The 23,559-nt window shown below is 44.5% G+C and carries 8 protein-coding genes and 1 pseudogene; all 9 read right to left on the reverse strand.

The genetic code is table 11. The features are described 5' to 3' along the window. Positions 1 to 522: 522 nt before the first annotated feature. Positions 523 to 11,835, reverse strand: a pseudogene (locus AC1S8V_RS22390) (amino acid adenylation domain-containing protein); the annotation flags it as partial. 13 nt (positions 11,836 to 11,848) lie between these two features. Continuing rightward, positions 11,849 to 15,703: an SDR family NAD(P)-dependent oxidoreductase gene (locus AC1S8V_RS22395; RefSeq protein ID WP_482070823.1), complete on the reverse strand. Its 3,855-nt coding sequence runs from the start codon at positions 15,701 to 15,703 to the stop codon at positions 11,849 to 11,851. Positions 15,704 to 15,723: 20 nt separating this feature from the next. Next, a complete protein-coding gene (locus AC1S8V_RS22400) occupies positions 15,724 to 18,288 on the reverse strand; it encodes a non-ribosomal peptide synthetase (RefSeq protein ID WP_482070824.1) in 2,565 nt (854 codons plus the stop codon). Positions 18,289 to 18,311: 23 nt separating this feature from the next. Beyond that, positions 18,312 to 19,019: a thioesterase II family protein gene (locus AC1S8V_RS22405; RefSeq protein ID WP_482070825.1), complete on the reverse strand. Its 708-nt coding sequence runs from the start codon at positions 19,017 to 19,019 to the stop codon at positions 18,312 to 18,314. Positions 19,020 to 19,107: 88 nt separating this feature from the next. After that, on the reverse strand, positions 19,108 to 19,914 hold the full coding sequence (locus tag AC1S8V_RS22410; RefSeq protein WP_482070826.1) for a helix-turn-helix domain-containing protein: 807 nt from the start codon (positions 19,912 to 19,914) through the stop codon (positions 19,108 to 19,110). 72 nt (positions 19,915 to 19,986) lie between these two features. Beyond that, positions 19,987 to 20,793 carry a phosphotransferase family protein gene (locus AC1S8V_RS22415; protein WP_482070827.1) on the reverse strand — a complete coding sequence of 269 codons (807 nt, stop codon included), beginning with the start codon at positions 20,791 to 20,793 and terminating at the stop codon, positions 19,987 to 19,989. Positions 20,794 to 20,938: 145 nt separating this feature from the next. Further along, positions 20,939 to 22,135: an acyl-CoA dehydrogenase family protein gene (locus tag AC1S8V_RS22420; RefSeq protein WP_482070828.1), complete on the reverse strand. Its 1,197-nt coding sequence runs from the start codon at positions 22,133 to 22,135 to the stop codon at positions 20,939 to 20,941. A gap of 92 nt (positions 22,136 to 22,227) precedes the next feature. After that, the gene (locus AC1S8V_RS22425; protein ID WP_482070829.1) at positions 22,228 to 22,509 is read right to left on the reverse strand and encodes an acyl carrier protein; all 282 of its coding nucleotides are present in this window, start codon (positions 22,507 to 22,509) and stop codon (positions 22,228 to 22,230) included. 434 nt (positions 22,510 to 22,943) lie between these two features. After that, a complete protein-coding gene (locus AC1S8V_RS22430) occupies positions 22,944 to 23,387 on the reverse strand; it encodes a GNAT family N-acetyltransferase (RefSeq protein WP_482070830.1) in 444 nt (147 codons plus the stop codon). Positions 23,388 to 23,559: the final 172 nt, after the last annotated feature.

Here is a 23,559-nt window from a genome sequence, read left to right on the forward strand (position 1 = left end):
CTGATGAACCACTTGTAACGTTAAGTCGTACAGTTCAGACACCGGCACTCCCGAAGCAACAGCATCAGCGTTATAGAACAAAGGTAATGTTCCTGTACCGGGCTCCTGTAAGAGTGTACTAACATGTTTGGTGTGGAAGGTCTCTCTGCCATCTTGACCCTTGGATTGATGGACAAGCTGGAATAATTCATTAAATTGTTCCAACGAGCCGAAGTCCAGATCAAATACTTGAATATAGTCGGACTGCCCAATAGCTGCATGCACACTCATCCGATCACTGTTGGAGGTCTGTGCGAGAAGGTACGCAAAGCCGGCAAATAAAATATCATCCACCTCCACGTCCCACCTGCTGGCAGCATTCACCACACGATCATAGAGTTCTGCTGATAAGGCAAACTGCAACTCTTCTGTTTCGTTTGATGTTGAATCTCCTTCCACGAAATAATCCATGGACAAGGGAATGCGGGATCGTGATACATGGATTACATCCATCTCGTCCAACTGATTCTCGATAAATGCGGTAATATCCGAAATCGTTGGCAAATTAAACATGTCGGTTATTTTCACAATTCCCGGATATTGGTCATCAAGTCTGGCATGTGCTTTGATCATCAGTACAGAATCGCCGCCGATCTCAAAGAAATGCTGATTCACACCAATGTGAGCATTGCCAAGTACCTCGCTCCATATCTGTACCAATTGTTTCTCGATATCATTGGCGGGTGCCTTGTACTGGACCTGAGCTGTGTGTAGAGCTGTTGGTTCAGGTAATGCATTACGATTGATTTTTCCATTTGCTGTTAGAGGGATGGCTTCCAACCGGATAAAGAATGCAGGCACCATGTACTCCGGCAATCTGGATATCAGAAACTCTCGCAATTCAGTAATGGAAACCTCTTGATCAGAGACATAATAGGCACACAGATATTTTTTCTTTTGCTCGTTCAGCCGGTCCATGACATACACACGCTTCAAGGCGTGGTGCTGAATGAATATGGCTTCAATTTCACCAAGTTCCACGCGATGCCCCCTGATTTTGATCTGGTTGTCCTTCCTGCCCAGAAATTCAATGTATCCTTCTTTGCGCATGACGCCATGGTCTCCCGTTCTATACAATCGACCAAGGAGCGGATGCTGAATGAATGCTTTCTCCGTTTTATCCAAGTCATTCACATATTGATTCGCAAGACCTACTCCGCCGATAAACATCTCACCTGGAACATCGACCGGACATGGACGCAGTTTATAATCAAGTACATGGAATGTTTGATTCGCCAACGGATACCCGTAAGGGATACTGTTCCATTCATCAGATATTGCATTAATAGGGTAATAAATGGACCAAATGCTGGCCTCTGTTGCACCACCGAGACTCACAATGCATGCATCAGGATACAGGTTTCTGACTTTACCCGGTAACGATAGAGGTATCCAGTCACCGCTGAGTAGTATAAGACGCAGACTACTTTGACGGTTGCCCTCCATCGTATTGTTTACTGCTCTTTTTATATTAGATCCTTCGACATTTAACTTAGCTGGCGGAGCGGATTGTGCGCCCAGGACTGCTACGGAACGGTCCGATAATAGGGATGGAGCAGCCGCCATTGGGTTTTCATCAATGGATGTTTTTACGCCAGAATCAGGTCTGATATGATTTCTAAAGCTATTCCATTCTTCTGTAGAAGCTGATTCATTGTCTGGCTTCAATCCTGCTTCCACAGTATGAAGCCAGACCTGATTTTCATTTAAATTGAATAACGGTTTTACTTTGTCAAAGGGCATGTCTCCAATCGAACACATCCCGATGCCCAACATCTCGCCAACGCTGTTGAGTGTGGACACCATAATTCCTGTATCAATAAGTGAGTACAGATAACCTTGCGCGCCATATTTCGGCATGGTTGCTTCCGCATTGTAAATGAAGAACACAGTAAACGCTGAAGACTGATAAATGGACTTGTTCGTGTAATAGTGCATTTCATCAGTGAATGACTGATCCCCATGAATAAGTCTTACCGTGTAATCCACTGGACTAAAGTAGTACAAGCCCGCCTCCATTCCGGTAACTCGTCCTTCCTTCACATACACAAACACATCTATCGGGTATAGTCCTCCTGCAGAAGGATAGTAATAACGAATTTCCTGTCCTTGTTGATACTGACCCAGTACCCCCATCAGGTCGGAAAACTGTTCCATGGTGACTGGCTGATCCTCCTTAAAGGAACGATGAGAACGCCGCTTGGAGATGAAATCAGGATATTCTACCCCACGCTCCAGTGGGACTTCAAGTGTGGTGTTCTTACCGAAATTACGATGCAACTGTGTTTTTTTGAATGCCTCGTATGCCTGTGCATCATATGCCACTTTTTCGTCATACGGATTGTGGAATAGCTGCGTCTGCTTCTGGAAAATTTCCGCTGGCTCCATAAGTCCGCTGACCAGAGCACGTCTGCGAATGAGCAGTTCCATGAGCGAGTTCACTTCACCAGCTGGTACATTCGGGAAGGAAGAAGCAATCTCGGATTGCCGAATTCCTTTTTGTGCCAAGAAATACAGTTCTGGGAACATACGTGTTGCATATTCAGGGCATTTGAACTCATCCACGTAGATATGCTTTCCATCCATTCGCCATAACGTGGAGAATGACCACTGGTACACAGGTTCTACTGACTCTTTCTCCATAGCCAGTTTGATCGACGCCTGCTTCTCTTCATCACTTGCCCATCGGTAGCTTCGTCCAGCAGCCGATTCCAGTCGATCCATGAACATATCCATAATCGCTGGAACCGAATTCCAGATTGTAACCTGATGGCGATCAACAGCCTCTTTCATCATTCGGATATCTCTTTGGTCGGATACAATTACGAGAGCTGCACCCGAGGAAAGTGCACCAAACACGTCATATACGGATAAATCGAAACACATGGAAGATACGCCAAGCATGCGATCCTTCTCATGAACACCGAACTTTCTGTTCATATCCTGAATCGTATTCGTTACAGCCCCATGAGTAATGGCAACGCCCTTCGGTCTACCCGTACTTCCCGAGGTATAGATTACATATGCAATGTCATCGGGCTCCCCATATGGCTCACCCTCGAATAGAGGATAACTTGATGCCGAGACCTGATCATAAGCATCCACATCCAGTACAATTCGGCAATCACTATTCGTGAGCATGTAAGCTTGCCGATCTTCAGGATAATCCGGATCAAGTGGCACATATGCCGCACCCGTGCGAAGGATAGCCATTACATTTACAATGGTCTCCATTCGGCGCCTTGCTACGACGGCAACTCGATCCCCTCGCCCGATCTCCTGCTCAAGCAAATATCCTGCCAGTTGGCCGGATTTCCGGTCCAGTTCCGAATACGTCATCCGCTCATCCTCAAACAACAAGGCATCCTGATCTGGATAATGTTTGGCCATACGGTCAAACAAATGCTGTAATGTTGTTGGCATGATATTTTCATGCGAGTGGTTATATACTTCCAAAATACTGCGATCAACTGCAGGAATGTCAGGACCGGTAACCGCTTCTCCCAAAATCAAGCCATCCAGCAACGCAATATATTGTGCAAACATCGTTTCGATCACCTGTTCGTCAAACAAGTCCTCCACGTAATCCCAGGTTAGCGTTAGCTGCCCTCCCGCATCCGAAGCCTGATGATCCAGATATACCTGCGATGTTTGGCTAACCCCAGTTCGAACTTTTCCAATCAGTCCCTGAGTTGCTTCAGATGTCTCACGTTCATTAAAGATCATACTTGTGAAGACAATTGGCATTACGGTCTTGTTCCCCATTTGATGATGCTTGGAGAGATCACGTATGAATTCGATGCCTTCATAATGCCTGTGCTCCAGCGCCTCCAGTATACTGTCCTGAACATGGCGCACCTGACCCATAAAATCATTCCCCGAAGCCATATCCACATCAATTAAAATCATGGAAGTAAAGTCCCCAATGATATCCTGTATGCTTGGGTGGAATGGATAACGATTGAAAACTGTCAGGTTCAGTGCAATCTTCTGTTGATTGCTCCAGTACGATAAGATCTGGGCATAGGCTGCACAGAGAAGCGCTGAAGGTGTTAGCCCGTGTCCATTAGCAATTTTTTTCAATATCTCCCAACGCTGTGGTTCAAACACTTCATTAAGTCGCTTGAATTTTGGCTCGCTGATCTGTGCAGGATCTGTCTTCAATGGGAGTGCAGGTGCTGCTGGGAACTCCTCGACTCGGGCAAGCCAGTATTGTTTGTCAGCCAGGTACGTATTCGATTTACGGAATTCATTGTAAGCAAGAATATAATCGCGGAATGTAAATGGATTAGGCTCTGGATCAATCTCGGGATGATGATAGAATTTCAGTAGATCATTATTGAAGATCTGTATGCTTGCCCCATCAGCAATGAGCAGATCATATCCAAACAATAGCAGATGTGTATCCTTAGATATTTTTTTCGCACGTATCTCAAATAATGGCCATTGCTCCAATTCAAAAATATGATGAGACATGCGTTCTCTTTCGGCTATGATCACCCGTTCCATCTCGTCAGGACTCAAACCACTGATATCTTCAATATCCATCCGGTATACCGGTACATGTGGAAGGATTCGTTGCTCTCCGGTAGGCAGGATAATTGCCCGCAACATAGGATGATGATCAATTAGCTTGATTAGTGCTTCATTAAAGCGCGTCATCTCCAGTTGAGTTTCGAATTCGAGGTACCCGTGTGTCGAAGTGCCCCCCATTTCAAAAGCCTGACTTCTTCCTGCGACATAAGCCATCTGTACCTCGGTCAGCGGGAATGGTCGGCCTTCAGGATCAGGGCATGGATCATGCTGCGGATAATGAATTGTTCCCACTGACTCTTCATTTTCCACAGAGCTCTCAAGCAGAGCAGCCAGTTCATAAATATCTCTCAGGGCCATAAATTCCTTGAAGCTGAGACGCTGATTGAATTCCTGCCCAATCCGATTCACCAGCTGCACCATTAGAATTGAATTGATCCCCATCTGGAAAAAGCTGTCGTGAGTTCCTATTCCATTCATACCGAATACCGATTCACAGAGTTCAATCAACTTCTGCTCCGTTGGGCTTTCCGTTCCTGCACGTGCACTGGACTGTTGTCCAAAGGTTGGTTCCGGTAACGCTTTCCGATCGATCTTTCCATTGGGTGTCAGCGGAAATTGAGGCAACTGGATTAAATGCTGAGGAACCATGTAATCCGGGAGAGCTTTTGCCAAAAGACACTTCATCTCCAATTCGTCATAGCTGCGCTCCGCTGAGTAATAGGCTACCAGTACCTTTGTTCCTTGCATGTCCACTTTGTCTATAACGACAGCCTGCTTCACGCTAGGAATTGTAGATAGTCGGCTTTCAATTTCTCCAAGTTCAACCCGATAACCCCTGATTTTCACTTGGGAATCCCGTCTGCCAAGGAATTCAATGTAACCTTCTCTTCGCAAGACTCCAAAATCACCTGTGCGGTATAAGCGTCCCAATTCCGGATGAATAAAAAATGCATTGTCGGTCCTCACCGGATCATTAAAGTATCCTTGAGCCAATCCTACTCCACCGATACAGAGCTCACCAATGACATCGACTGGACTCAGGCAACCCGTATAGTCAAGCGTATAAAATGTTTGATTCGCAAGTGGTCTTCCATAAGGAATGCTCTTCCAATCAGACTTGACCGTATCAATGGGATAATAGATAGACCAAATGGATGCCTCTGTCGCACCTCCCAAGCTGATAACCTGTGCCGAAGGAAAACGCCCAAATACTTGCTCTGGCAATTTCTTCGGTATCCAGTCCCCACTGAGCAGGATGAGTCTTAATTGTTCATTGGTTTGATCGGTTACGTAATCTGCCATCAGCTGCATAATGGCTGGAACTGAATTCCAGATGGTTACTTCATGCTGTTGTATCGCATCGTACATGTCATGAATATCACGCTGATCAGCAATGATCACAAGTGTTGCACCCGTCGCAAGTGCACCGAAAATATCATAGACTGACAGATCAAAGCACATGGAAGAGATACCAAGAATCCGATCCCGATCCGTCACTTCAAACTTCATATTAATATCCCGAATGGTATTCATTGCCGGGCCATGGGCAGTAGCTACCCCTTTTGGAGTTCCCGTGCTGCCAGACGTATATATAATGTAGGCGAGATCGTCAGGTGCTGCACTATTTTCCAGTGGCTCCACCGACAATTCAGCCAGCCCCTCGAACGTATAAAGTTCGGGTAATAGCAGCATTTTGCAGTTACTGTTTTGTAAAATGTATTGCTGACGATCTTCAGGATAATCGGGATCAACAGGTACGTATACCGCTCCTGCTTTTAGAATGCCGATGGTATTCACAATCGTCTCCATACCACGTTTGGCTAGCAGCCCCACCCGGTCTCCCCCTGTTATCCCTTGTTGCATCAAGTAATGAGCCAGCTGATTGGAACGTTCATCCAGCTGTTGATAAGTCAACTGCTGATTTTGGTAGATCAATGCCGTCTGATGAGGTGTCTTTGTTGCCTGCTCCATAAAAGACCCATGCAGTGTAGATATAGGAAATGATTGTGCTGTTGCATTAAATGCATTCCAGATCGCCTTATCCTGTTCAGGCAAACCTGGTAAAAACTCGATATCCTCTTGCTCACACAGATGAGTAATTATCGCTGTATAATCATCGAACATGGCGGAAAGTGTATCGTAATGAAAAAGATCCTGAATATAGTCCCAGTTAATGGTCAGTCTCCCGTCAGTCTCCATTACCTGATTATCAAGGTAGACTTGAGAAGTCTGACTGATGCCCATTTTCAGATCCCCGATATGCTGCCAGCTTCCAATGGCATCCACAAATAATGTGCTGGTATATACAATCGGCATAATGGCGGAAGTACCCGCTTCTCGATGACGGGCCAGTTCTCGAATGAATTCCACGCCGTCATAATGTCGATGTTCCAGCATATTGAGCATTCCACTCTGTACATCTCTTGCCTGTTCCCAGAACGTTTTTTGTTTCTGCTCGTTGATTTCAAGCAACATGATGGATGTAAAATCACCGATAATTCGATCCGTTTCTTCATGAAACGGAAAGCGGTTGAAGGCTGCAAGATTGATGGCAAGCCGATCCTGATTGCTCCAACGGGCCAACACTCGGGCAAAGGCAGTACATAGAAGTGCGGAAGGTGTTACACTTTTTTGCTGCGCCTTATGCTTTAATTGCTCCCACGGACCTTGTTCCAATATCCAGCTTAGCCGTGAAAATTGCGGTTTCTTGATCTGTCTGGGCTCCTGCTTCAACGGAAGTGCTGGGGCGGAAGGAAATGTGTCCAACTGATCCATCCAGTACTTCTTGTCACGTGTGTACATCTCACCCTTTTTCAGTTGTCCGTATGCCATCATATAATCCTTGAACGAGAACTTGAGTGCAGGAAGTTCCATTTCAGGCTCACGGCAATAATGCACCAAGTCCTCTCCAAGGATCTGGATACTCGCACTATCGCAGATCAGCAGATCATAACCGAATAACAGGTAATGCCGTGTAGCATCTATTTTAAAAGCTTTGAATTCAAACAGCGGCCATTGACTCGGCTCAAACACATGATGGGACATTCGATCCCGTTCCACCTCAATGTGTTTCCACTTTTCCTGCTCATTCAGATGGCATACATCAACGATTTCCAGCTGATAGTCTGGTACCTGTGGCAAAATTCGTTGTATGCCCTCCGGCAGTATGACTGCTCGCAGCATTGGATGGCGCTGAATCACTTTTTGCAATGCAGTCTGGAAATGTGTCATGTTCAGTTTGGTTTCCAATTCCAGATAATAGTGAGTGGATGTCCCCCCCATCTCAAACCGTTCATCTCGACCTAACAGATAAGCCATCTGTACTTCTGTCAAAGGAAAGTCCTCATACAGGGTCGCCGGGTCCGGCTCTTGCTGGGGATAATCGGATATGGCACCAGCTTCCTTGAGTGCACCAATCAGATGAATTGCAAGCTTCGCCAGGTTCATACCTTCAAAGAAAGTATGATAGTTCAGGTGAACATGGTAGCGTACCCGTATTTCGGTAATGATCCGCATCATGGATATGGAATCAACGCCGAGCTCAAACAAGTTATCGTATACATCTATCCCGGTGAATCCAAGAACATATCCCACCAATTGGGCAAGTTCCTTCTCCGTAGTTGTATATAAACCGTTATCTCGCCCGTGCAGCTCAACCTTTTGCTCGTAAGAAGTTATCGTTTTCTCGTTGTTATCATAACTCAATTGATTGCGTTCCTGCTGAATTCGAGCTGTCATGGCTTCTGAAAATTGGATTACCCGTGAAGACTCTAGCAACGGAAGAAGTTCACTCGCATAATTGGGCTCACCGATCAACACACGGCGTATACGACGGCTCAATACCATGTCAAAACCACTCATCGCTTGATGAGTCGCTAATGTCTTGAATGCTGTATCCACATTCAAACCGAATCTGGCAGCCATCCCGGTTTCCTTCCAGGCAGGCCAGTTAATGGTTAGCGTCCGGCCTGATGCATTTGCGCGGTAAGACGCAAAGCTATCCAGAAAACAGTTTGCAGCAACATAATCGCTCTGTCCCGGTTCTCCCAACATGGATATGCCAGAAGAAAACATAACGAAGAAATCCAGTGGTTCCTGAGCTGTTACTTGATTCAAAACCCAGGTTCCCTGAACCTTCGGTCGCAGAACCTCTTGGAATGCAGTCTCTTCCTTACGGATAATTAAGCCATCATTGGCAACTCCAGCGCTATTGATTACTCCATGGATCTGTCCGTATTTTGTTCTTAAACTCTGCACAACCTGAGTCATCTGCTCCAGATCGGAGATGTCTGCACTGATTAATTCAACACTTGATCCTCCGGCTTCAAGCTCCATAATGGTTTTCATTCGTTCGATCATTTCCATGGATACCAGCTTTGGATCTTCTTCTTGAATGAGTTTGTCCCACAAGGTGCGATCCGGCATCGTGGTACGACTGATTAGTGCCAGACGAATACGGCGTTCATTAGCCAGATGCTTTGCAAATTGCAGTCCAATTCCGCCTGTTCCACCAGCGATAAGATACAGGCCGTTCTCACGAATAGCCACGTCCTCATGACTGGCTTCCAAAATGTTAGCAATATCCAATTCTTCTACGTATGACTGATTATGCCGATACGCCACTTGGAAACGGTCATGGGAGCCTGTTAATTCTTCATAGATCGTATCCACATCGGTTACGGCATCCACATCAATGAATCGACAGGATATCTCCGGATATTCCTGTTCAATCACCTTCGCGAATCCGTTGAGCGTAGCATTCTCCGGCTTCACCTGACTTTCATAACCCGTAACTGCATTCGCTAGAGAGGATACGAATTGAAGCTGAAGCCCCTGTGTCAGATGATGATGCAGAAGCGCACGGGTCAAGTAGAATGCACTCTGAATCCCACGGTACTGGCTTACATTTAATTGTTCCTCGCTTTGTAAATCATCATCTGAATAGTCCTCTGCCAGAGTAAACCCATGAATAATGTGGGTTAGCCCCTGAACCTTAATATCATCCAATAACTGAATGTAGTCACTTTCATCGCCACGAATTACATAGTGCAAATCATCATACTTCTCATAACGGTCCCCCAAGGCTACCTGAATGACTCGTGCTTCGGACTCACGTTCCAATCGGCCCGTCAAGGCAGCACTGACTTGATCATTTCCATGGAAGAAAAGCACGCTGCCTTTCATTTTTGAGACGCCGGAATCCCGAGATACGGGCGTATATCGTTGCCATACGGCTTGATAAAACATGCCCTCGGCTTGTACCTTCTCCACTTTTCTGTTCCGTCTTGGAATGTCGATCCAACACCTGTGCGTCTGAAATGCGTAGGATGGCAAACTGACCTTGAATACCCTCTGATCCGCATAAAGCACTTCCCAGTCAGCTTCGCCCCCAGAGACATAGAATGAGGCAGCCTGTTGTAACGCATTGACGTCCTGCTGCCCACTGTTCATGAATTCGCCAAGAGCCTGTCCCAGTGACACGCTCATCTCATGCCTGGATGAGAGCGACATTCTGAATTCCTGATCCGCTGCCTCTTCATCCTGAACCAGCTTGTGATAACCGGCATAGATTTGCGAGCCATGCGAAGTGCCAAACAACCGCTTTGACTGATCCAGTTGGGTTAGTTTCTGATGCAAATCGATGTTGCTGTTACATACAATTGCTACCCGATATGGAAATTTCCCTCTTCCCGTGTTGGCGGTATAACAAATATCTTGTAATGTTGGCAGTTCATTTTTCTCGAGAAAACAGATATACTTACCGATGGTCTGACGCAATGATTCCTCCGACTTGGCGGACAACGTCAGAATGGCTGGATCTGTTACAGAAGTGTTCGTTTGATGCGCTAAAGTTGCCCGATCAGGTGCTTCCTCAAGCACAAGATGACAGTTGGTTCCCCCAATTCCAAAAGAGCTAATTCCACATCGTCTTGGGGATGTTCCATCCGTGGTCCACTCTCGCAGTGTAGTATTCACGTAAACGGGTGATCCACTGAAGTCAATGGCTCTGTTTGGCTTTTCAAAGTTCAAGGTTGGAGGGAGCTTTTTATTTTTCAAAGCCAGAATTGCTTTAATCAAGCCAGCAGTTCCAGCTGCTTCATACAGGTGTCCGATGTTCGTTTTAACCGAACCGATTGCACAAAATTGTTTCTTGGAAGTATATTTTTTGAATGCATTCTGAATTCCCTTAATCTCAATGGGGTCACCCAGTTCTGTACCCGTCCCATGCGGTTCGAAATACGAGATCGTTTCGGGATCAATGTTTCCATCCTCCCACGCCTTTATGATCAACTCAGCCTGCGTGGACGGGTTCGGCACAGTTAATCCTCCAGAACTTCCGTCCTGGTTGACGGCCAGGCCTTTTATTACCGCATAGATCTGGTCGCCATCACGCACTGCAGAATCTAATGGTTTCAGCAATAATGCAGTAACTCCTTCTCCCATTCCGGCACCATTCGCAGAATCATCAAAGGTTTTGGTCCGGTAGTCCGGAGATTCCATCCCGATTTTCTCATTCTGATTCTCGCGTGTCATGAGATGAAGTTTCACACCGCCAGCTATAGCCATATCACATTCCTTGTTCCGTATGGCCTGACATGCCATGGCCACAGCTACGAGGGAGGAAGAACATGCTGTATCAACAACAATGCTAGGTCCCTTCAGGTTCAGAAGGTACGAGATTCGATTGGATAATATGGAAGCCAAATTCCCCACGATAGACAGTGCACTTGTCTGCATCGTTTCGGTAATATATCGCATGTACATATCTTTGATATTGTTGGAAAATCCTACATAGACACCGGTGTTGGTCCCCGATAATTTATCGTTACCATAACCTGCATCCTCCATGGCATCCCATGCTGTCTCCATAAACAAACGCTGATTAACATCCGTTAAGCTTGCTTCTTTGGGAGGCAAACGAAAAAATTCATGGTCGAACTGATCGATATTATCCAGATATGCCGCTTCGTAATATTGAATATCCCTCTCAGGTATATCCATATAAGAGAGAATGGCATCCATATCCGCTTTCCGTGTCTTGGGAATAGGGCGTATGCAATCCACACCATTTTGAATATTGTCCCAATAGTCATCCAGGGTCTCCATATTGGGCAACTTGGCTGATACACCGATGATGGCAATATCCTTGACGGGTTTCTTTTCCCCTTCTTTTAACATCTTCACGATCTGAGCCGCTGTTGTTTTGTTCATCTTCTGGTCCTTGACACTCTCTACCAGGAGCTTCAGAATTTTCTCCACGCTTCACGTCCCCCTACATCTTTTGAAGGTTGATGATTGCTTCATCCAGATCCATTGCTCCACGTTCGATCTCATCGAACAGATTCTCAAGATCTGTGTCCCGTTCCTCTTCGAAAGTTTCCTTTTGAGGAGACTGGTGAGGCTTCTGCTTATCTGTGGTGCTCATATAAGTAGTCAGTCTGGAGATACTTGGATATTCAAACAGATCAGTGAGTATGAGTTTTCCAGGGTAGGTTTTGTCCAATTTCAAGAAAATCTGCTTAATCATAATGGAGTCTGCACCGAGTTCGAAAAAGCTGTCATGCACATTCATCTCTTTAATCCCTAAATATTGTCCCACTATATTGGCAATAGTCCGGTCCATCTCCATGGAAGATTCCATATCAAGTTCATAATCTGCTGTTTCATTCTGAGCAGTCGAAGCGAATTCATTCTGAGCCAGTCTTTGTTTGGTTCTACTGGCCGTACCCGCCAATGTTTCCAGCCTTTGTTCGATGTTCGCATCAAGATGAAAGTGATATTTATTCAGAATGTTCAAGTAGGGTGAGTTCCAGTTCAGCTCCCCCACCAGCAAACGTTCGGTCTGTTTCCCCATAACGTCGAACAAGCGATCCAATGCCCACTCTTTGGGCATCGCTTTGAATAAAGTGTCAAAATCAAACCCGGCTCTGGACGCCATGCCTACCTCTTTCCAGGTGGTCCAGTTAATCGTTATCGTGCGCATTCCCTTGCGGTTCCGCAGCGGGGCATAGGCATCCTGATATGCATTCGCAGCTGCATACGCAGCCTGTCCAGAAGAACCAAATAACGTAGCGACGGACGAGAACATGACTAGAAAATCCGGGTGATCCTCTGTTGTCAGCTGATCCATCAATTGAGTGCCCTTCACTTTTGGGGCTAGCATTGCAGTAAAATCTTCTTCGGTCATCTGGTGAGCATGTTGCGTACTCCCGACTCCTGCTGCGTGAATGATGCCACGTATACAACCAAACCGACTTCTTAATTGTTCGATGGCTTGACTTAACTTATCCGCATTGGCAACATCAGCTCCAATATACATCATCTGTCCGGCCCGTTTCTCCAGATCAAGCAACCGAAGCAGCTTGCTTTTCAGTACGGGCGAGGTATTTTTCGCTTTCAGAATGATGTCCCAATTGTGACGTTTGGGCAGCGGTGTTCTTGCAATCAAAGCCAGATTCATACGTCCAAACGACAGCAAGCGTTCAGCAATCTCCATCCCCAGACCGCCAAGTCCACCTGTAATAATGTATACGCCGTCTTCTTTCCAGTTCATCTCAGCGTCAGGCATAGAACACATCTCAGCAGGTCCGAATTCAGCTTGATATACCTGTCCCTTTCTAATCGCCAATGACTTCGTCTCCAACGGCCCCAACATGTAACGCATATACTGAGAGGCGTCCCAATCTTGGTCGACATCTATACAGAAGCATTCAAGATTCTGAATCTCACGCTGTACCGTCTGTCCGAAAGCCAACATCGCCGAATTCTCCGGATACAGAATCTTCTCGTCACCCGTCACTTCATTGGCAAAGCTTGTCATCAAAATAATCTCAACGGGCTCTGCTATGACATGTGAGCACGCCTTGGTAAGTCTCCATACAGACATAAGACCTTTGTCGATCCTGTCCTCCTTTGTTTCTGCATGGTAAAGTGATGTTATATGCACGATCCGATAGGGCCCTCCGAAGGACACTTCCTGCAACAGTCTGATGTAATCCCTCTCGTTATTTCGAATTACATATGTCTGAGCATCCTGTCGAAGGTATGCTGTTCCCAACGTAACTTCAATAACTGCTACGCCAGTTTCACGAATATGGCTTACTAACTGGCTTGCATGTGGCTGTGTATCATCTCTTATTAATAAAATACGTTCAACATTATGGATGCTGGATGAGTTAGTCTTGCCGATCTCGCTCCAAGGCTTCCATGACAATGAATAATACATCGCTTCTTCCTTAGTCTGTACCGAATTATCGGGATTCGTATCGATCCAGCACTTACCCTCCTCAAATGAATATGCGGGCAAGCTCAACTTGTTATAGGTCACATCCGGATAGATTCTTGACCAATTGATCTGAGCCCCGCCTTGATAATGTGTACACAAACCCTCTAGCACAGTTGCTCTATCGCATCCTTCGATATGCCACTTCGAGATAAGTTCTTCCGTAGTGAATATCTGATTACTGTTCCTGAATGTATCTTGTTTATATTTACCGGTCTTGGGTTCTGCAAGAAAGTCGTTTAAATGCTGCAGCAATTGATCCAACGAATTGACCACCCACACTGCTCGTTGTGCATGATGCTGTCTTCCAGTAGCTGCTGTGCAGCATACATCCCTCACATCGGCCTTCGGGTTCTCATTGATCCACTTCACATATGATTGCACCTGACTGGAGAGATTTCCGGATGATACACTTGAGATCAAAAAGGGATAATAGTCATCGCGTCCCAATTCCACTGAAATGTTCGGAGCTTCTTCCAGTACGACATGACAATTGGTACCGCTTAACCCAAATGAACTAACTCCACATCTTCGAGGAGTAGCCGCTCCTTCCCACTCTCTTGAAATGACATTGACATAGACTGGTGATTTATCAAATTCAAATTTTGGGTTTGGCTTATTAAAATGAAGTGTAGAGGGGATACGTTTGGATCTAAGTGCCAGGATCGCCTTCAGCAGGCCCGTTAACCCTGCACTGTCATACAAATGGCCCACATTGGACTTGACTGATCCTATAGCACAAAATTGTTTTTTGTCCGTAAATCTGCGAAAAGCCGCTTGGATTCCTTCCAGTTCAATCGGGTCCCCTATGAGCGTACCTGTTCCATGAGCTTCCAGATAGGAAAGACTCTCTGGATGAATTCCGGCATCACGCCAGGCATGAGTTAAAACTTTTTCATGCGCTACCGCATTAGGAGTTGTTATCCCTGCCGAATATCCATTTTGATTCACAGCCGTGCCTTTTATGACTGCATACACATGATCATGATCTCTCAATGCCTGTTCCACAGGTTTAAGCACAACACTTACAACACCCTCACCCATTCCTGATCCATCCGCATCTTCATCGAAGGTTCTTGTAGTGCCATCACTGGATTCAATACCGATTTTGTAATACTCTTTATCCAGTGGAATCATATTTAGCCTGATCCCTCCAGCGATGGCCATATCACAGCTTCCTTCACGCAACGCACGTACTGCCATGTCCAGAGCAACCAAAGAAGAGGAACATGCTGTGTCTACGACCATAGCCGGCCCCGTCAGATTGAGTAAATACGCAATTCTTGCAGGAATGATGGACGAAAGGTTGCCAACGGTGGCGATTGGTAGCATATCCGGACTTAATTCCTCAACCATCTGTTTGTACTTGTAACCTTCTTGATCTCCGATTACACCCACATACACCCCTGTTGAACTTCCGGCCAGACGGTCACCACCGTAGCCCGCATCCTCAACCGCACGCCATACGGTTTGCAAAAACAATCGCTGTACCGGACTCATCAATTTGGCTTCCTGTGCACTCATATGAAAGAAGGAATAATCAAATTCATCGATTTCGTCCAGATAAGCCCCGTTCAGATAACGTACGTGCTCCAATGAATCTTGCTTGTGGAGCAAGTATTGATCCAACTGGACCTTTCGACGCTTGGGCAATTCACGTATACAATCAATTCCATAATCAAGCATTTTCCAAAATTCATCCAGCGACTCTCCGGTCGGCAACTTCGCCCCAATACCTATAACAGCAATATCATGTCTATTATCCGTTGTTATATCCAGTTCAATTGCAGTGTATTGGTCATCTTCTTCTTTCCATTGCTCTTTGTCGAACAATTGATCAAGCATGGCTGTCCCCCTATGAAATTTCATTTCAATTCCGGTTGTACCAGCAGTTGAAACCCTCTCACATAATTGGCGATCAGACGCTTCACACGGCTCTGTTTTAATTTACGTCCATTAAAACGACAATTGCACTGCAGAATATCACCTTCATCCGACACCAGAATAATCAGATCGTAATAGTTCAGTACATCGTCCGCTGCCTTGAACAGTTGCTGTTCACCATATAAAGGAATGATTGCCCACTCCGTGCTGCTTGTCCTGATCTGACTCATTTGCTCCACGGGAAACGCTCGATTCGAAGTTTTTGTTATGATCTGTTGATGAACATTTTGAAAAAGCTCTTTCATTGTGTTGTATTGATGGAATTTCAATTGTACAGGTGTGATCATTCTTGTTGTACCAAAGGAAATGTGAATATCAATAGAAGGTTGTTCTGACAAAGTGTGAAGCAAGTAAGCATACATGGCAGATGCCAACACATGAATACTGATCGCTTCAGATTGTGCAATCCGTCGCATATCCTGTACCAATGAAGCTGGGAGAGTGAATTGATACGACAAGGCTTCGTAACCGCGATCCGTATGGAAAAAGCTCCGATCCATCCGTACAGGCTCCAGTTCCACTCTGTCTTGTCTGATCAGATTCGCCCATGAGACAATAGTGGTATGTGAATACAGGCTGGAAATCGCCATTTTTTCCGGAAACACCTCATCAATTGCCTGATGAATCTGCGTTACTTTTAGCGAATCGAATCCAGCTTCAGCCAGGTTGTCCGTTACTCCGACATTCCTAAGTCCCGCTACGGACTCAACAATCTCAATCAGCTTTTGTTCGATATGATCACTGGCTGGTTGTACTTCTTTGATCTCCTGCATATGGCTTAACATGCTCTGAATGGATTGTTCCATTTCACTAAATTCTCCTGTTTCGTACCGTTCCCGAAGCCTGTAACGTTGAAATTTTCCACTCGTCGTTTTAGGAATTTGCTTAATGGGTAGCACGGACTTGATTTCAATCCCCATCCGCTGTTGAATATGTGCTTTGGCTTCTACAACCCTTGGAATAAAAGATGGCACGTCCTTTTTATAAAGTACGAACATTACAACGCTTTCCGATCCAGTAAGTGGATTGGACACACCGCACACAGCGACTTTCCCCAGATCAAATTGCTCCAGTTCCTCCGTTACACGTTCGATATCATGTGGATATATGTTTTGGCCATTGATGAAGATAATGTCCTTGGTTCTGCCCGTAATGACTAGTGCGCCATCATTCATGAATCCAATATCTCCGGTACGAATCCACCCATCGGCTGTCTTTGCTTTTTCTGTAGCTGCTAGATTGTTATAATAGCCGTTCGTTACGCTTAATCCTTTAATTTGAATGCTGCCCAGTACCAAGTCCTCGACCGGCATATCGTAATCATCACATATTCGTACATCACAGTCTTGAACCGGCTTGCCTACTTCCACAAAAGTAACAGCATGTTCCGAGCCCGGTTCCGCTTCTATGAATTGTTTCCCGGTCTCCAAATATCGTCTGTCCAGTACATAACAAGTCAAATCACCAACGTTGCCGAAGGAAACACCAACGGTTGCTTCGGCCAAGCCATACGCTGTCAGCATTGTATTGGAGCCTAATCCATAGGGACTCATCTCCTCCAAAAATTTGAAACAAAGTGCCGGAGATATCGGCTCAGCACCGTTCATAATAAAACGTACTGTAGACAAATCGGTTGATGAAAAGGTTAGTGGATTATATGAATCCAGAAAATATTTATAAGCAAAATTTGGAGCATACAGTTGGGTGGCACGGTATTCTGAAGTTTTGGTTAACCACAATGTAGGGTGACGGATAAACAAGGAAGTCGGCATAATAAACTGTTGCAGACCTTGGAAGGTACTTGTAAGGTGAAACGCAATCAGACCCATGTCATGGGTCAGGGGTAACCAACTTAAAGAACGGTCTTTAGAGGAAATTTGGGTTGCTATATTCATAGCTTCTATATTTGTCATGACATTTCGGTGTGTAATTACAACACCCTTGGTATGTCCCGTAGAACCTGAGGAGAATTGGATAAAGGCTATATCATCCGGGTCGATGGTAGCTTCAATTCCCTCTGCCGGGAGTTCTTGTCGCAAGTTTGAGAAGTCCTGTATTACAAAGATTCGGGTATGCATTTCACGCGCAACCTCTTCCAATCCGTTCTTCCGGGCGAACTTGTCCAAGCTTTCCGTAAGATCCTGATCAGCAGCAACAAACGGATGGTTCAACGTTTTCCACACATTGTAAAGCTTCATTCGTTGCTCTTGATTTCCGCCTACGGTTATCGGAACAGGTATGATTTTTCCAAGCGTGCAAGCCCAAAAGGTGACAATAAACTCTTCTTCCGAGTTCAGTTGGAAGATCAATTCGTTACCTGGCTGCATACCGAATGCTTGAAGTTCTCCTAATCGGATTTTGGCTGATTGCAGAAGGGATTGGTACGATACAATCTTTTCTTCTTTGCTGCCATTCAGAAAAGTAATACCTCTGTCTGTGACTGAACCAAGGGAGTTAAATAACTGAGCCAAGTTATCAATGGTCATAACTGGAACACCCTCCTTGTCAACTAGATTACATAAGGTTGCAGTTTTTCATTTATAATTCTCGTTGTTTCCTGAATATTTTCCTGAATATAGAAGTGTCCTCCATCCAATTTAACAATCTCGCATTGTGAAGCAGCATACTTTTTCCATCCGATCAGATCGCTGGATTTCACTCGGGTATCGCTTCTGCCAGTTAACACGGTAATATCACTCTGAACCTTGAAAGGCTTAGGCTGAAAACGATAGAGTTCGACAATCCTGAAATCTGCTCTAAGTACAGGTGAAAATAAGGAAAAGAGCTCTTTATTGGTAAAGACCTCATCCGCCGTTCCACCCATGTTCTGAATCGCCTCTCTGAACTCTTCGTCTGGCAATGCGTGAATATTCTCATCCTTGAAAATATGTGGTGCACGATTGCCTGAAAGCATCATATGTTCAGGCAATGGTTTCATCGACTGTGCAAGTCGATAATATAGTTCGAGCGCCATCCAGCTCCCCATGCTATGTCCGAAAATAGCATAGGGCCCATGAATTAGCGAGGAAACCGCAGGGTAAATATCTTCAATCGCTTCTTCAAAGCTTTCATAGAAGGGTTCCCCCACTCGAGCGCCTCTTCCTTTTAATTCGATCGGTATTACGTCAATAAAAGGGCTTAAAGATGATTTCCAGCGGTGAAAAACCATGGCTGATCCACCTGCATGTGGCAAACAAAAAAGTTGAATTTTCTTCATTAGCCCTATCATTCCTTGTATTCTTATTTTCATCGTAATTTATCATTTTACGTAAAAAAATACAATATTTTCTGTGTTATTGAATACATTATGTAGATTGAATAGATAAGGGAAAATCCCCCTTGTTGTTTTTGAATTGATTACGATGTTCGGTCGGACTTTTGCCCACCTTTTTCTTGTACATTGCACTGAATTGTGTACTGGAACTATACCCTAGTTTCGTCGTAATTTCAGAGATTGGAAGATCCGTCTTGGTTACGTATTCCTGAGCCTTATCCACCCGAATCTGCTGCAGGTACTTCAGCGGTGATACATTAAATACCTTGGAAAATAGATTACACAGATACACTGGATTATAGCCAACCATATCAGCCAGGAATTGCAGCGTAATCGGCTTCTCATAATTATGTTGGATATACTTGCATATCATGACCAAGTTCCGTTTTACCGAGTCCTCCCGGTCCGTTTCCGGACGCATCAAATTAGCCAGATTCGTTTGATAGTAACTGGAGTATACTTCAAGAAAATCTTTTTCAGCTGTTTCAATATCTTCTTTACTCTCTACCGTTCTGTTCAATAGGCTTACAGCAAGATCATAATGTTCACTATCGTTTTCATTCAATATATGACAGCTCGGCAATCTTTCAAGCAGATCCGATCCGAAAATAATGCCTCTCATTTTCAGAACAGGCTTGTCGTAGTTTTGCAGTCTTATTTTATTCGCCAGTAACACAGCCCCTGCCATAACCTGAACCGTTTTGCTAAACACACTGATTTCCAATGCATCCATAACCTCAAATATGGCAATCTGTCTTCTAAGAGACAAGTCAAATAAATGCTTTTTTTCACGGACGACCATATCATAAGAAACAACAGAACGTAGTTGGAAATCCATTATTGTTAACCTCCTGATTGTTTTTCGGACGGTTTTGACAAGCACAGTGTTATATGTTCAAAAAATCTTGGTCTAAGTTGTGTTGAATTTTTTAAGCTGATTACGAATGTAATCCAATAAATCCTTTTTCTCTTCAGGCGGTATCCACTCCGTTAGTCGGGCTGCAGCAATGGGAAGAACCCAGCGATGTATCTCGCGAATGTCCATGCCTGAGAGAGACAAGTAATATTCGATATAAGCTTTTCTCATCCTGCTTTTGATTACCTTCAGCAGAACTTTCATCACCACTGGAGTACCCTTCGGCAGATTTCCATATTTCAATAACACCAGCGTTCTTGCCACATCTGCTGCTGGACAGCCCGATGCTCCTGTCATCCAGTCTATGATCCAGGATTCTTTGCCTGTGATCACATTATTGGGATGGAAATCTCCATGACATAGAGATCTGCCTTCTGGCAAACCATTTACATAGTCAATAATTTGTTGCTTCTCAACGTCTGACAGATCGCTCGCGTTTGATATATTCTTCTCTAATACAGCCTTATGCTTTTGTTGAATCTTTTCTCCAGATTGCTGGTGTATTTGATGATGAAGTGCTGCCATTTGCCTTGCTCTGCGCTCGATGGACCATGGTTTGATAGTCATCTCTTCCAGGAGTGTCCTTCCACTGGCCAACTCAAATATGATTCCTGTACGATTATTGATCGTCACCATATCGATTGTTTGTGGACATTTAACTCCAAGTTCCAAAACGATTCGAGTGTTATCAAACTCGTGCTGAATCGCTTCCGCAGAGAAATCTTCTCTGAATAGTTTCAGAATTGAAGTTTCACCATGTCTGAATATTTCTGCTGTCTGTCCCTGCCCAATCCGTTTCAATCCTAATCAACTCCGTATCTTTCCCAAATCAATATAATGGTACAACATCAAAGAACCTAATGATCAAGCCCTTTTTTCATAGCATAATGAATGATCCCGCTCAATGCAAAAAAAGGGCCCTTCCTTAGGTCCTGCAATGTAAAATCTAAACGTTTCGATTCGCGCTATCTTTAATTTTTTCTGCTTTGTTTGAACGTCTCATTTCACGGCGGTGTGTTACAACCTCTTGCGTTGCGATTAAGATCTCATGCATTTGAGTCGTGCCTTCGATAATCTCATTGATTCTGGCATCCCGATAATATCTCTCCACAGGATAGTCTCGGTGGCAACCATTGGCACCATGGATTTGCACCGCATCACTGGCAACTTTATTAACCATGGTTGAGGCAAAGTATTTGGCAGTCCAGGTCTCCATAATACTCTCTGGATCACCTACATCCCGTAAATACCCCGCTCTATAACACAGCATCCGTGCCGCTTTCATATTCACTGACATTTCGGTAATCATTTTTTGTATCATCTGATTCTCACGGATGGCTCTTCCGAATTGGATTCTGGAGTTGGCATAATGCACGGATGCATCCAGGCACGCCTTGGCTAAACCGACACAGCCACAAGCGATCGTGTACCTTCCATAGTCCAGACAAGGTAAAGCAACATGTGATAAACCCGTACCGACTTGGCCCAAGAGATTTTCCTTCGGTATACGGCAAGAATTCATATGAAGTTCAGCAATCATCGATGCTCTTGCGCCAAGCAACCCGCCCATAGGTTCAACACTGAATCCAATGGAATCTCTCTCCACGATAAAAGCGGTCGGTTTGTTCTCACATTGGGCAAGGATCAAAAATACATTTGCAAGCTGTCCCATGGTAATCCATTTTTTATGACCGTTAAGTATGTATTCCTCTCCATCCAGCACGGCCGTCGTTTCAATGCTTTTGGCATCGCTTCCAACACTTGGCTCTGTTAACCCGAATGACCCCAAGGTTGTTCCCGCAGCTAATTTAGGCAACCAGTACTGTCTTTGTTGCTCCGTTCCCCAACGCAAGATGGCTAAACCCACCATTCCCTGAACGGTTAACAAACTTCTCACAGAGGAGCACCCACGTCCAACTTCTTCGTTTAGAATCCCAATAGTGATATTATCCAATTCCATCCCGCCATATTCTTTTGGCAACATGGAGCCCAGATAACCAGCCTCTGTAATTTTCTCAAGGAGTTCCGGATGAATTCGTTCTTCGCTATCGTTAACGCTCGCATATGGAATAATCTCGCTGTCTACAAAATCCTTGAATTGCTCCTGCCACATCAATTGCTCCGCATTCAGTTCAACTTTCATCACATATCACTCCTGATTTTAAGGTTGTAAGTCCAATAAACGGAAATCAATGCTGTGATTGTCTGATATAAGCTTGTGTCGTCATTTTCTCTTTATGACTCATTCGGCACCTCATAATTGATGCACTTACGCAAACTGTCTTTCAGATGTTGCAATGTTGTGAAGTTCTCCAATTCTAGATACTCATCGTCCATCTCAATATTGAATTCGTTCTCCAAGGCAATGATCAGTTTGATAAACGAAATGGAGTTTAATCCAAGAACCCTTAAATCCTCATCTAATGCACTTACATCCAGCTTTTGTTCAGAAAACATTTCCACGACCTGATAGAAGTGAATATCAAACTGATCGTAAGCCACAGGATACTCTTGCAAAAAAGATTCCTCCTCATGTGAGACATGTAATCTTTGAAAATCCGTTTTTTTTGTTTTGTAGCACCAGTTCTGCGATCAGAATCTGTTTTGAACGTTCGTCTTTCTTTTTGAATGGATGATTGGGTTAGTGCGAAGATTAGACAAGAGATATTCAGGAACAAAGATATAGGAATTCGAAAAAAATAGTCCTACATTTTGTAAAAATTCCATATATTCTCTGACTTTGATACTATCATAATCATCCTGAGTCAAGCAATCACTATTGCCATGTATTCACAAATATTTAATAGTTATGTAATTCATCACAATATGGTTATTTTAGTAGATGTTCCGCGGGTTCTGCTGGTTGTCAATACAAAAACACCTCCAAGATGATCTCCCTATCTCACGACAAGATTTCATTCTCTTAGAGGTGATTTGATTATGGATCGTGATTAAAACGGCAATTGAACTGACATAAACACATCGACTTCATCTTCAGTGTCCAGAATAAACCCAAATCGTTCATACAATCGTCGAGCAGGACTTCCCTGCAACACATTTAAAATAACCCGTTTCCCCTGAACTTCATCCTGTTCCAGCAACATGTTCAGCACCTGAGTTCCTATTCTCTGACCTTGATAATCGGGATGTATGTAGAAATGTTCCAATAGATATGCCTCAGACTTGGGCTTCAACGCTACACAACCCACCATTGATCCTTCAAGTTCAATAATCTGTGTCTGGGCAGGGTCGAATGTATCTCGGAAACGTTCACGTACTTTCATATCATCGTACCTTCCCAGTCTGGTTAGATCATCGTATAATACCAACGCTCGCAAATCAGCTAGTTGCTCTTGGTCTGTCTGTACAGCTTGACGCATCGTTATCTGGTTCATTCGTTGGATTCCTTTCCATTCGAGACACGTTAAAATTTGAATGCCTTATAGCACTATAGTGCACTAAAAAGCATGACTTTGACAATTCTTATATGCAACACAAATTTTAAGACAAAAAGCCCACAAAGGACGGTGCAGTCGCTTAACTAAACAAGCGAACCCGCAGCCATCC

The organism is Paenibacillus sp. B46(2026) (genome assembly GCF_056786355.1).